General features: G+C 42.4%; 10 protein-coding genes. 1 reads left to right on the forward strand and 9 read right to left on the reverse strand.

The annotated features are described in order from the left end of the window. Positions 1 to 190: hypothetical protein (locus tag D0T84_RS07615; protein WP_163307290.1), on the forward strand; the 190-nt coding region annotated here is incomplete at its 5' end. Between the two features lie 484 nt (positions 191 to 674). Here D0T84_RS07615 and scpA read toward each other — a convergent pair. The 9 genes from scpA to D0T84_RS07655 form a co-directional block, all read right to left on the reverse strand. Next, positions 675 to 2,822, reverse strand: coding sequence for a methylmalonyl-CoA mutase (scpA, locus tag D0T84_RS07620; RefSeq protein WP_163307291.1), 2,148 nt, complete (start codon positions 2,820 to 2,822; stop codon positions 675 to 677). A gap of 21 nt (positions 2,823 to 2,843) precedes the next feature. After that, positions 2,844 to 3,461, reverse strand: a complete 618-nt coding sequence (locus D0T84_RS07625; RefSeq protein ID WP_163307292.1) for a CPBP family intramembrane glutamic endopeptidase — start codon at positions 3,459 to 3,461, stop codon at positions 2,844 to 2,846. Then, the gene (locus tag D0T84_RS07630; protein WP_163307293.1) at positions 3,458 to 4,357 is read right to left on the reverse strand and encodes a prenyltransferase; all 900 of its coding nucleotides are present in this window, start codon (positions 4,355 to 4,357) and stop codon (positions 3,458 to 3,460) included. The genes D0T84_RS07625 and D0T84_RS07630 overlap by 4 nt, the downstream gene beginning before the upstream one ends. Positions 4,358 to 4,437: 80 nt before the next feature. Further along, on the reverse strand, positions 4,438 to 6,324 hold the full coding sequence (gene mutA, locus D0T84_RS07635) for a methylmalonyl-CoA mutase small subunit (RefSeq protein ID WP_163307294.1): 1,887 nt from the start codon (positions 6,322 to 6,324) through the stop codon (positions 4,438 to 4,440). A 277-nt stretch (positions 6,325 to 6,601) separates the two neighbouring features. After that, the gene (locus tag D0T84_RS22870; RefSeq protein ID WP_255495167.1) at positions 6,602 to 6,736 is read right to left on the reverse strand and encodes a hypothetical protein; all 135 of its coding nucleotides are present in this window, start codon (positions 6,734 to 6,736) and stop codon (positions 6,602 to 6,604) included. A gap of 118 nt (positions 6,737 to 6,854) precedes the next feature. Beyond that, positions 6,855 to 7,079 carry a winged helix-turn-helix domain-containing protein gene (locus D0T84_RS07640; protein ID WP_163307295.1) on the reverse strand — a complete coding sequence of 75 codons (225 nt, stop codon included), beginning with the start codon at positions 7,077 to 7,079 and terminating at the stop codon, positions 6,855 to 6,857. Between the two features lie 432 nt (positions 7,080 to 7,511). Beyond that, entirely contained in the window at positions 7,512 to 8,639 is a 1,128-nt protein-coding gene (locus D0T84_RS07645) for a glycosyl hydrolase (protein WP_163307296.1), read from the reverse strand. A gap of 557 nt (positions 8,640 to 9,196) precedes the next feature. Beyond that, a complete protein-coding gene (locus tag D0T84_RS07650) occupies positions 9,197 to 11,512 on the reverse strand; it encodes a glycoside hydrolase family 3 N-terminal domain-containing protein (RefSeq protein ID WP_163307297.1) in 2,316 nt (771 codons plus the stop codon). A 16-nt stretch (positions 11,513 to 11,528) separates the two neighbouring features. Then, positions 11,529 to 13,967 (reverse strand): GH36-type glycosyl hydrolase domain-containing protein, encoded by a 2,439-nt coding sequence (locus D0T84_RS07655; protein WP_163307298.1) that lies wholly within the window; start codon positions 13,965 to 13,967, stop codon positions 11,529 to 11,531. Positions 13,968 to 14,053: the final 86 nt, after the last annotated feature.

The raw sequence follows: 14,053 nt of genomic DNA on the forward strand, positions 1-14,053 counted from the left end.
TTTGGCCAAAGCTCCAAAAGTAAGCAAAAAAGCATTGCGCCCCGCTTCGCCGTACGACCCACCATCGGCTTGCCGGCTGAATGAAGTGATAATGGATTCATCATTCTACAGATTGGGAGATTTTGCTAGAAAGCGCCCGCACTTCATTCTACGCCGCCTGCACCGGGTGGGTACCCCGTACGCTGGCTAACGGCGCTGGCTGACGCCTGATTTTCAGGGTCGTCTATCCCAATGTCATTAAGTTAAAGAAATCTTATAGCCTGTCATCCTGAACGATAGTGAAGGATCTCTTTTCTTATTGTCCCGAAGGGACTGAAAGTGGATAACCACGGGCAAAACCCGTGGCAGGAACTGGCTGGAAAATATGTCTCCGTAGGAGGCAAATAGCAAAAACAAATGCCATTCGCCTCCTACGGAGACGGCCTCTCCCTATCCACATTTTCCACGGGTTTCACCCGTAGTTATCCATGATTAGCCCACTTCGTGGACTTAGATCCCTGACTGCAAAACAGAAGATTGATTTATAAGGGTAGACAAATCCTACACCCGCAAAGCTACAAATACATAATACATTAATAATCAAACAAATATAACTCTATCAAATACAATATCAGAACTAAAAAAGGCCATCCTTTCAGATGACCTTTCTTATCAATTTATTTTGATTAACTGAATTACTCAGCTAACAATATCTGCATAATCTGCACAGCAGCCTTCGTTACCGAAGTACCAGGCCCGAAGATAGCAGCAACACCAGCCTTATATAAGAAATCATAGTCTTGCGCAGGTATTACACCTCCGGCAATCACGATGATATCTTCACGACCAAGCTTTTTCAGTTCGTTTATTACCTGAGGTACCAGTGTCTTGTGACCGGCAGCCAGAGAAGATACACCCAGTACGTTCACATCGTTTTCTACAGCCTGACGAGCAGCTTCTTCCGGCGTCTGGAACAATGGTCCCATATCCACATCGAATCCGCAATCGGCATAACCTGTAGCCACCACTTTTGCACCACGGTCGTGTCCGTCCTGCCCCATCTTAGCGATCATGATACGCGGCTGACGACCTTCTTTTTTCGCAAATTCTTCCACAAGTTCTTTTGCTTCGTGGAATGTAGGGTCTTTCTTACTTTCTGATGAATACACGCCTGATATAGTTCTGATTATTGCTTTATAACGGCCTACAACTTCCTCGCATGCATCCGAGATTTCTCCCAGCGTAGCACGTACACGTGCTGCTTCAACAGCGAGTTCGAGCAGGTTGCCTTTCTTCGTTTTCACACACTCTGTGATGGCAGCCAGTGCTTTCTTCACAGCTTCGTTATCACGCTTCGCTTTCAGGTCGTTCAAGCGTTCGATTTGCTGGCGGCGAACTTCCGTATTGTCTACATCAAGAATATCGATAGGGTCTTCTTTTTCAAGGCGGTATTTATTGATACCGACAATTGTTTGCTGACCTGAGTCGATTCTTGCCTGAGTACGGGCAGCAGCTTCTTCGATACGCATCTTCGGAAGGCCTGTTTCGATAGCTTTCGCCATACCTCCCAGTTTCTGAATTTCCTGAATGTGCTCCCATGCTTTGTGAACAAGCTCGTTGGTAAGGGTTTCCACATAGTAAGAACCAGCCCAAGGGTCGATTTCCTTCGTGATATAAGTTTCTTCCTGAATGTATATCTGCGTATTACGTGCAATACGTGCTGAGAAGTCGGTAGGTAACGCAATAGCCTCATCCAGTGCATTTGTGTGCAATGACTGGGTATGGCCAAGTGCAGAAGCCATTGCTTCGATACAAGTACGTCCCACATTGTTGAATGGATCTTGCTCTGTCAACGACCAACCTGATGTCTGAGAGTGAGTACGAAGTGCGAGTGACTTGGGATTTTTAGCTCCGAAGCTTTTCACAATCTTAGCCCACAACAGACGTCCGGCACGCATTTTAGCAATCTCCATAAAGTGATTCATACCGATAGCCCAGAAGAAAGACAGGCGAGGAGCAAATGCATCTACGTCGATACCTGCATCGATACCCGCTTTCAGATATTCCATACCATCGGCAAGTGTGTAAGCCAACTCGATATCCGCTGTTGCCCCTGCTTCCTGCATATGGTAACCGGAGATAGAGATTGAGTTGAACTTAGGCATCTTCTGAGATGTATATTCGAAGATATCAGCAATAATCTTCATCGAAAATTCTGGTGGGTAGATATATGTATTACGCACCATAAATTCTTTCAGGATATCATTCTGGATTGTTCCGGCCATCTCTTCCAGTTTAGCACCTTGTTCAAGTCCTGCATTGATATAGAACGCAAGCACAGGGAGCACGGCACCGTTCATTGTCATTGATACTGACATCTGGTTCAACGGAATACCTTCGAACAATACTTTCATATCTTCTACCGAGCAGATAGACACCCCGGCTTTACCCACATCACCCACTACACGAGGGTGGTCGGCATCGTAGCCACGGTGTGTAGCAAGGTCGAACGCTACAGAAAGACCTTTCTGTCCCGAAGCCAGGTTGCGGCGGTAGAAAGCATTCGATTCGGCAGCAGTAGAGAATCCTGCATACTGACGGATTGTCCACGGACGCATAGCGTACATACCTGAATATGGCCCGCGCAGGAATGGAGGAATACCGGAAGCATAGTTCAGATGCTCCATACCTTCCAAATCGTCTTTTGTATAAACAGACTTAACCGGAATGAGCTCAGGTGTCATCCAGTCAGCTTCTATACCATTATCAGCAGTCCATTTCGCAGCATTCGTAGCAGCAAAGCCCGAACTGTTGATGTCAATGTTTTTGAAATTAGGTTTCATATTTATTTTTTATTTGATTATTTACGATATAGGAAATAAAATAAAAACGGCTACATCCCAAATAGCATGGGATATAAGTACTGTAAGCAGGTTTCTGTTCTTCATATAAATAAAACCCCAGAAAGCTCCGCAAATCAAAGCGGCCATAAAAAGCATAAAGTTGAACGCCCAGACATGCACTACAGCATAAATAAGAGTTGTAATAATGTATGCTTTCATACTTCCGAGTTTGCTATCGCTGAGTGTACGCTGAACATATCCCCGCCAGAATATTTCTTCGGCAGGACCTATCCAGAATAACAGCGCCAAAGCAAGAAACAATTTGTTCTGCCCTTCTTTCATGGCATACACATCGCTTACCTGCGGGTGGGCAAAATCGAAAAGCATCCCTGAGATTTCATTACCCAGATAAAATACGCCCCATAATACAACTGCGGAACCAATACCGAGAGCAACATCCTTTATATTGAATGAGAACTGGAGTTTCCAGTCTTTCCCGAATATAAGGCTCAGGGCTGTAAGCGTTCCTGCTGCAACGAGCATTACATACCAGAAATTGATATGTGGGCTTGTCCACTGAGAGAACATTACAAACCAGAAGATGGCTGCTACTATGATTGCTCCTGCAAGTTTCTTCATATTATAATAGCGATTATCAGAGCCAGCGACAATGATGCGCTAAACACCAGTTGCAGCTGTGCTGTTCCTTTATCCAAATCGTTGATAGGGGTAACATCGTCCTCTGTCACTTGCGACATAGCCTTACAGTTCTTAATAGCTACAGGTAGCGTAATCAGAACAATAAGAGCCGGAAGCGGCAGAATATTCAATATCACCATTGCTATAATGAACACATAAGCCAGTGCTGTTAGCAAATAGTAATATATAATAGACCCTTTCACTCCTATAACCATTGCATAGGTCTTGATTTCCGCAATACGATCACTTCTCACATCCCGTGTATTATTAGCATGCAACACGTTAACGGTAATGAACGCCATCGGGAAGGAAACCAGAAGCAATGTCCAGTCGATATGACCAAGCATCACATAGCCTGTACCTAACATAATAGTAGGGCCATAGACGAGGAATATCAACAGGTCACCCAATGCTTTGAATTTGAAACGGTAATAAAACAGAGCGCCTATAGTACCGAATAAACCAATCCATATAAGACCGGTACCTACCTGCGATACAAGAAACAATCCAAGTACAATACCCGTTACAATAAATGTCCATCCGTATATAAGTACTTGCCGGGGCGCAAACAACTTGCTGGTAAGAATATCCGTTCCTACCTTTCCTTCTCTGTCAACACCGTATTTGTAGTCGTTGTAGTCGCTGATAAGGTTGCCTCCTGCATGAAAAATAACTGCGCCAATGATAGCTATCACACCCAACACCCAGTTAGCTTTGCTTTCGGGGTGGGTATGTATTGTGTACATCATGGCAACAAAGGCAGGAAGGGCGGATACTGTAAACGACCAGGGCCGTATAGCAATTATCCAGTCTTTCAGTGTTGGTTTAGTTTTCATTTCTATATATTTGGCCTCCCCAATCCCTCCGAAAGAGGGGCTATACCTCCCTTCTGGGGAGGCTGGGAGGGGCGTATTAGTTATTCGATTCCCAGTTTTGCATTGAACATTCTCAACGTTTCGAGGACATTGCTCTTCACATTCACAAAGTGCTCTATACCCTGAGCTTTCAGGTCGTCCATACATGCAGGAGCTCCGGCTACCACAAAATGTTCTTTACCCTGTACCAGTTTATGAACTTCCGGGGCAAATGTAGCATATTCGTCATCGCTTGAGCAAAGCACGATTATATCGGCTTTCTTTTCACGGGCAGCTTTTACACCGTCCTCTACAGTCTCGAAACCTAGGTTGTCGATAATCTTATATCCCGCGCAAGCAAAGAAGTTGCTTGAGAACTGGGCACGGGCAAGACGCATACCCAGATTACCGATAGTAAGCATGAATACTGTGGGAGCACCATGTTTTTCGGTAGCCAGACGAAGTGCTTCGAATGCTGTACCTAAACGGTCGGTTGGTAACGGCATGTAAGGAGCATCTTTACCACATCCACATCCGCAAGCCTCTTTTTCTACAATCTTGCTTTCCGCCTTTTCGGTGAAGTTAGGATACTGATTGGTCCCCAACAGGATTTCGCGGCGGGTAGCCAATGCTTTGAAGCGGTTGTCAGCAGAAGCCTTAACTGCATTCTGTACTGTTCCGGCTTTCAATGCTTCATAGAAACCCTTTTCATCTACTTCAAGGAATAGCTTCCAAGCTTGTTCTGCAAGAGACTTAGTCAGGTTTTCAATATAATATGAACCTGCCGAAGGGTCGGTTATCTTATCAAAATGACATTCTTCTTTCAACAATAATTGCTGATTACGTGCTATGCGTTCAGAGAAGTCATCCGGAGTTTTATAAGTTTCGTCAAACGGACGTACTGTCAGCGAGTTGATACCGGCGATAGTAGCCGACATAGCTTCTGTCTGGGTACGAAGCAGGTTTACATGCGCATCATATACAGTCTTGTTGAATGTAGATGTTTGTGCATGGGCATATATTTTAGCGGCGCACAGGCAGATACCTTCCGGAGACTTGTTAGGGCACTCGTTAGGACAGATTGGCTTGTATGCTTCAACGATTTCTGCCCACAACCAGCGAGCAGCACGGAATTTGGCGATTTCCATAAAGTAATTGCCACCTATACCAAAGTTGAATTTGATCTTCTTGGCAACCAATGTCGGATCTAACCCGGCTTCTACTAAAGCACTTAACAATTGATTACCATTAGCAAGAGCATAACCCAGTTCCTGATAGTTGTATGCACCTCCATCGTTTAAGGCATGTGCATTTACTGCCAGCACACGGAAACGAGGAAGCGGAGCGGCTGTTTTAACTATTTCCGCAGCTTTTTCTGCCCATCCTTCTACATCGCGTCCTTTTTTCAACAATGGTTTGAAAGGATCGTAATTAACAGAACCGAAGCATTTCATTACATCAGCGCCCGATTCTTTGATATACTCAACTAAGATCTTAGTCAGTTCCAAAGATTTACGGTAACATGTACTGAAGTTTAGTTCTACTGCTTCAGGATGAATGCCTTTCAAAAGGGTTTTGATGTTTTCCTCACTTACGTCATCTCCATCGATATGGAAGCCAAGTGAAGTGATACCTTTGTTGAGTACATCAAGTGCCTTTGCATTTGCGGCCTTGAAGTCTCTTACTTCGATATCCTGCCGTGTATACCAGTCATTATCCTTCTTGGTACCACGTACATAAGGAAATTCGCCCGGAAGTGAGTCAACCGTCTTAAAGCCTTCAAGGTTTTCACTTCTGTAAAAAGGGTTTACATTGAACCCTTCGTTTGTTCTCCAAACAAGCTTTTTCTCAAAATCCGCGCCTTTGAGGTCAGCTGTGATTTTGGCCATCCATTCTTCTGTAGAAATGGGTGGAAAGTTAGAGAAAAGCTTTTCTTTCTGATTAGCCATGATTAATAAATTGTTTAATATATAGGTTTTATTTTATTGATTCTTAAAAGATTATACAGCAACTACCTATTTTTACATAAATAATATTTATAGGCACTAACATTCAAATAGTTATCCTTATTAAAAATGCAACACAAAAGTAAATCATTTTGTTTGGTTAGTAAAGTTTTCAGGGCTAAAAAAACTTAGATTCGGGGATATAATGTGTTAAGAATGGAAATTTGATATTTTATCTTCACTATTCCACTTTTAGTATAAATCTATTTATAACAATATGTTAAGTACATGACAAAATTTTATATCCTGCTGTAGGGGCATCCCCTTGTGGGTGCCCGTAAACGATGACAAGCGGGCAGGGACAAGCCACTGCCCCTACATCGTCTCCAAATCGTGTTTGAATAATTTTTGTCATGTACTTATAACAATATGTTAAATATTACGATATTCATCAGGAAAAGGCGGGCAAACAAGGGATGAAGCATTGTGTAGTCTGGGAGTGTACTAAATAACAGCTTATTATATACCATGAATCAGTAATAAGTCTCTGTATATATACTGTTCAGTTCTATATATAAAGAACCATTCCTATCTATCAGGCGTACTTTATTCTCCCTGCACAGCCAACCTATAGCAATAAGTATTGCAGAATCACGGGCATGTGTATAATCTCCTATTTGCCTGACAGACAATCTTCCTTTTGTAGATAGAAGCCGCCAGATATCTCCGGCACTAACTCCAATAGCATTCTTCATCATAAGCGTGTTGTTTTTAGGGTTTGAAATGGTTGAATTACTTACTCAATATTCTAATATTTCCTATTAAATATATTCTTAAAGTTCTTTCCGTAGAAGGCCTTACAACAAATTCGCTAATAAATATTTATGCATTTTAGTGATACCAGTCAAAAGTACCACATCGTATTACAGACATGTATCCATTATATTAAACAATTTTGGGCACGAATTGTTCTGGAAATCTCTGTTATACTATACAATATAACCAAATTGGATAAAATATCAAAGATTATTGGTTATAAACATATTGCTTCGAAACGGATGTTCCAATGCAAAGTTATAAAAAATAATTGTTGTAAGCACAACTTATATTAAAAATATCATAAAAAAATTAATAAAAACAGGGCATAGCACTCTGCCACACCCTGTAAAAAAACACTACATATCAGACAATTACTGTTTCAAATCAGTATTCATTAAAATATTCGGTTTAGCTACAAATTCTTTGAAATCGCTTGCAGATGAGTGCCCTGTAAACGGCGCATAGAAATGATCGGGCTTACCGCTCTCCCACGCATTGCGCCAGAATAACACCCATGCTATCTTATACTGGCTGATTACAGGATAAACAGCCTGTGTAAAATAAGTAGAATCAGGGATAGACTCCATACCTGTTTCGCCAATAGTAGGTATTTTGCCCGACTTAGCGGCATAACCGGTTACGATTTTCAGATTACGGTCCATCGCTTCCTTATATTTAACTACAGATTCGGCATTCTTGCCGGGTACATAACAGTCGTAGCCTACCATATCCACATAATCATCGCCCGGATAACGTTCAAGGAACTCAGCCTCATCTTTGGTTTCGGACGGGGAATAAGCATATAATAAGTTATGTACATCCTTCTTATCGCGCAGATGCTGTACAGTCATAATCCACAGTTGCTTATATTCCTCAGGGGTGCATTGCCCGCTCCCCCACCAGAACCATGCCCCTGTATGTTCATGATACATACGGAAGACCACAGGGATAAGATTCCCCTCATCGTCTTTCAGGTCGAGGAAAAAATCGGCCACACGGTCGAGCCAAGTCAGGTATTTAGCATGATTGGAACCGTTAGGCAGGATTGTCCTTACCACAGAGTCCTGCGCACAATCCCAGGAAGTGTTGCCTGTAACGATATTATCGCCATGCCAACTAGCTGTGGTTATACCTCCCCTGTCATAAGTCTCTTTGATATAACGCTTCATATCGGAAAAATAAACGGAGTCGAGATTAAATTCAGCACCTATCTCAACATGCCCCAGCTCCCATCCGATAACGGCAGGATAATCGCCTGTTACATCCTTCACATCGGAACGTCCGGCCTCTTTATACCATGAATGCCCATAAGCTAAAGCATCCTGATGCCCCAGCATAATGCCTTTGTCCAACGAGCTAAACAGTGTATTATATAACTCAACTGTTTCTTTAGTAGCTTTTTTATCAACAGGCAATTTCATATCGGCTGTAGTTTCTTTCTGCTTACACGATGCCAGTATCATAGCGGCAGACATTAATAACACAAAAGTTTTCTTCATTATATATTCAGTTTTCAATTTATTAGAGCCTGTTTAAATTTGTAGAAACAAAACTGTGCGCTGAATGCCGTTAGGCATTATCGCTTGGTGGAAAATAAGATCAGGAAACGGGTCACATTCTGATAAGAATGCGTCCTCTTGTAGACAGTTCTCTTTTCATTACTTAAATAGCCGATTCTCATTTAAAACAACAGACTCCCGACTAAGATCGGGAGCCGTTGAAAAACCACAATCTTTGCATAGTTTCATGATCGCTTGAACATACAATTCCTTACTTAAGGAAACCAACCCTCCTTATTAGAAATAATTATTTATGCCAATCAGGAGTTGAAAGATGGCTTGAAAAGCCATTTCTTCATAACCGCGGGTCATCGACCTGCGGAAAAAGGATCAGCAATACCAGCTGTCTGAAAGACAGGGCATACTGTGTGTCCTGCTGCTTCGGGCAGGGGGTGTGTAATTGCCCCTTGCTGCGTAAGCTACGCTGCGCTTGCATACGCTTATGAAGATTCTGCCTTTCAGGCAGGTGTTGAGCTGCTTTCAACCCCTGATTCGCATTATTTCACCGTAAACTGTATCTTAGCTTTAATATCATCTGATGAAGAACCCACCTGAAATTCGAAATCGCCCGGTTCTACAACCCTTTTATTTTCTAAATTAATAAATGAAAGGTCATCCAATTTCAGTTTCAATGAAACTGTTTTTGTTTCACCGGCTTTCAAAGAAATCTTCTCAAAACGGCGCAACCGTTTCACATCCGGCATCAATGAAGCAACCAAGTCTCTTGTATAAAGTTGTACAACTTCTTTACCATCACGATTTCCTGTATTTGTTACATCTACAGTAATAGTAATTTCTTCATTCGAATGGAGAGGCAACTGCGTTTTGTCCGCCTTAATATTTGAGTATGAAAAAGTTGTATAACTTATACCATGTCCAAACGGATATTCGAAGTTATAATCCCCCTCATAATTGTAAGCACTATCGGTATTCGATTGCTCTTCCGCATATTTGTGATAATACGGAATCAATGAATTAGGGAATGCAGGATAAGTATAAGGTAGTTTACCGGAAGGATTTACCTCACCTGCAAGAATATCAGCCAATGCATCGGCTCCGTATATACCTGGCAAATATGTCTGCACAATGGCGTCTACTCTTTGCGAAAATTTAGAAATCACACGCGGACGCCCTTCACTCAACACAAGAATAACTTTCTTGCCTAGTTTCAGCATTTCCTGAGCCAACTCTGTTTGCAGGTCATTCAGATATAAGTCATTCAGGTCGCCCGGTTTTTCACAATAAGAATTTTCACCCAGGCAAAGCACGATATAATCTACATTCTTAGCAGCAGCAATCGCTTCATCGAAACGGTCTTTATATTCTGTATCCCATTTGGTTTCTTTTGTATAGCTTACACCCGGCACATAAGAGACATTCTCTTTACCGAATTTCTGTTGCATTGCATCCAGAATAGTATGATACTTACCTGCAAACTCGTCTATCTTTTCACCCTGCCATGAGAAAGTCCATCCACCGTTCAGTGCACGCATACTCACTGCATTAGGGCCTGCGACCAATATTTTAGCACCTTTATTCAATGGCAATGTATTATTGTTATTTTTCAACAGAGTGATACCATCCGCAGCAGCATCGTATGAAGCCTGTTGGAAGGCTTTAGAATTGAACTCAGGATAGTCTTTTGCATATGTATTTGGTGTTTCTAATAATCCGAGTTTAATCTTCACAGTAAGTACCCGTGTGGCTGCATCATCGATACGCGACATAGGCACTTCTCCTTCGTTTACCAATTCGGTCAACAGGTCGCAGAATTCCTTATAGTTATACGGTATCATCGACATATCGACACCCGCGTTAATACCTGCCTTGATAGCTTCCTTGATAGATGGAACCATCTTGTCACGGTTGTAGAGTTTATTGATATCTTCCCAGTCTGTAACAATCATACCCTTGAAGCCCAAATCTTCACGCAACAGCTTTGTTGTCAGTTCATAGCTGGCATGCACGGCCACATTATTGATAATGCCCGAGTTGAGCATGACTGTATGAGCACCTGCATCAATAGCAGCCTTGAATGACGGCACATGATACTCAAGCAATACATTCTCAGGAATATAGGCCGGAGTGCGGTCTTTTCCGCTGATAGGAGCCGAATAACCAATGAAGTGTTTAATACAAGAGGCCAGTTTATGAGGATTGGCAATATTATTATCGTCACCTTCAAGACCTTTCACCAATTCGTACCCGAAAACAGAACCGATATACGGATCTTCACCGAAACCTTCATACTGGCGCGGGAAACGCGGGTCGAGCCCTAAGTCCAATACAGGAGCAAAGTTCCACGGAACATTACTCGCGCGTGTTTCATAAGCTGTAATCTCTCCCATTTTACGGGCATGAGCCGGATTCCATGTAGCGGCAAGGCCTATTTCCTGAGGAAATAATGTAGAGCCAGCAGTATATGTGGCACCATGTATCTGGTCGAGACCGTAGATAACCGGAATTTTCAGGCGGGTTTCATTTACTGCAACATCCTGAATCTGCTCTACAACCTTAGTCCACCATTCAGGCGTACGTGAGCGTGTACCCGGAGCGTTCAGTATAGAACCTACATGATATTCGACAATTGCATGACGCAACTTATCCACATCTATCTCCAATGTACTGTTAGAAGGACTATCCTGTCCCTTACATACAATATCGATAGCGATCTGGGACATTTGTCCGATTTTTTCAGCCAATGTCATTTTCGACACTATTTCGGCTGCCTTTCTTTCCGCATCACCCGTTTGTGCATACGTCCCCGAAACGATACCAAATACGGCCATTACTGTTACAACTAATCTTTTCATATTCTTCAATTTTTGATTACCCAAGCACTACTTTTACCACATTTACCGAACCGGCAGGTTGCAAAGGGACTATATTACCGGATATAGTATTTCCATTTACGGTTAAACTCTTTATACCCCGGTTTACACCTGTGTTTTTGATTTCGATGTGATAAGTTGCATCGCGGAATTTGCGCGTGACCTCAAAACCTTGCCAGTCAGCCGGAATACACGGATTTATTTCCAAGCCTTCATAATCGGGCTTGATACCCAGTATAAACTGAGTGATAGCATAGTAATTCCATGCTGCCGTTCCGGTCAACCACGAGTTTTTAGCTTCGCCCGGTTTGAAGGCATCTTTTCCTGCTATCATTTGTGAATATACATAAGGTTCTACCTTGTGCAATTCTGATATTTCCTCTGTATAAGAAGGACATATTTTACGATAATAGTTCCATGCATAATCACCTCGTCCTATCATTGTTTCTGCAATCATAATCCACGGATTATTATGACAGAAGATACCTGCATTTTCTTTATATCCAGCCGGATAAGAAGATATCTCTCCATACTCCACCACATATTCCGTAAAGGCAGGATTGTTCAGTACTACTCCGTTAGGTGTATCGAGATATTGCTTTACCGAATCCAGAGATTTCTTCACCATACCTTCTTCAAGGCCAACTTTTGCCATTCCGCACCAGCCTTGCGATTCGATAAATATCTTTCCTTCTTTATTTTCTTTACTGCCTACTTTGTTTCCGTAATAATCATAGGCGCGAAGATACCAGTCTCCATCCCAACCATGTTTTTTAACGGCTTCAATCATTGAATAGATAAAGCCCTGTGCACGGTCAGCTTCCTGATTATTACCTATCTGACGGCAAAGCGCTACATAGTCCTGACCGCAAACAATAAATAGCCCGGCAATCATCAGTGATTCAGCTTTCGAGCCTTCTGTTTTGTTTTCAGTAGTTTGGAATGACTCGTTAGGATCCCACGAAAAACAGTTCAGGTTCAGGCAGTCGTTCCAATCGGCACGCCCGATAAGAGGCAGCATATGAGGCCCTAAATTATTAATTACATGATTGAACGAGACGGTCAGATGATGAAATAGTGATTTTTCCGTTCCTTCCTGATTATCAAAAGGAACGGCTTCGTCGAGAATGGAGAAATCTCCGGTTTCTTTCAGGTATGCAACTGTTCCGAAAATGAGCCACATCGGGTCATCGTTGAAACCGCCTCCGATATCGTTATTCCCCCGTTTTGTAAGTGGCTGGTATTGATGATAACAGCCTCCGTCGCTAAACTGAGTGGAAGCAATATCAATAATACGTTGTCGTGCCCTTGACGGAATCTGATGTACGAAACCAACCAAATCCTGGTTAGAATCACGGAACCCCATACCTCGACCGATACCCGACTCAAAGAATGAAGCCGAACGCGAAAAATTAAACGTGACCATACATTGGTATTGATTCCAGATATTGACCATCCGGTCTAACTTCTCTTCACTGCTTTTCAGGACATAAGCACTCAATAGATCATCCCAATAAGCCCTTAGTTCATCGAAGGCAGCCTGCACTTTCTGTGCTGTATCAAATTTAGCAATCGTAGCTTTTGCCATGCTCTTATTGATTACACCTTTCGATTCCCATTTATCCTCACGGTTTTCGTATTCTACATAACCCAGAACGAATACCAGTTCTTTTGTCTCACCCAGTTGCAACTCTATTTCAAGATAATGAGACGCAACAGGTGACCAGCCGTGAGCAACAGAATTAATCGGCTTCCCTGCCATTACTGCCTGCGGGTCGCGAAACTCGTTGTACAATCCGATAAATGATTCACGGTCGGTATCAAAACCTTGAATCGGGGCATTTACACTATAGTAAGCATAATGGTTTCTGCGTTCTTTATATTCAGTTTTGTGATAAATGACAGAATCTTCGATTTCCACTTCCCCTGTAGAAAAGTTACGTTGAAAATTCTCCATATCGGTAGCCGCATTCCACAGGCACCACTCGGCAAAAGAGAATAATTTGAAGCGTTTTGTTTCTGATGATTTATTCGTCAGCTTTACTTTCTGCACTTCTGCCCATGTTTTCAGCGGGACAAAGAAAAGAACTTCCGCTTCTATTCCGTTTTTCTCTCCGGTAATAGTCGTATAGCTCATTCCATGACGGCATTCGTATTTATCCAGTTCGGTTTTGCATGGCTTCCATCCCGGCGACCACACCGTTTCCCCGTCATTAATATAGAAATACCGTCCTCCGTTATCCATCGGTACATTGTTGTAACGGTAACGGGTAATCCTGCGAAATTTAGCATCTTTATAAAAAGAGTATCCTCCGGCTGTATTTGAAATCAGGGAAAAGAAATCCTCATTACCCAGATAGTTAATCCAAGGCCACGGTGTTTGAGGATTTGTAATAACATATTCCCGGCGCTGGTCGTCAAAGTATCCAAACTTCATATAAGTTTATTATTTGTTAGCTTTTAGCCAATAGCTTTTAGCTGATAGCCCTTTTCGCTTGTGCTACTAACAGCTAATAGCTATAA

The organism is Dysgonomonas sp. 521, from assembly GCF_010501055.1.
GTDB lineage: Bacteria > Bacteroidota > Bacteroidia > Bacteroidales > Dysgonomonadaceae > Dysgonomonas.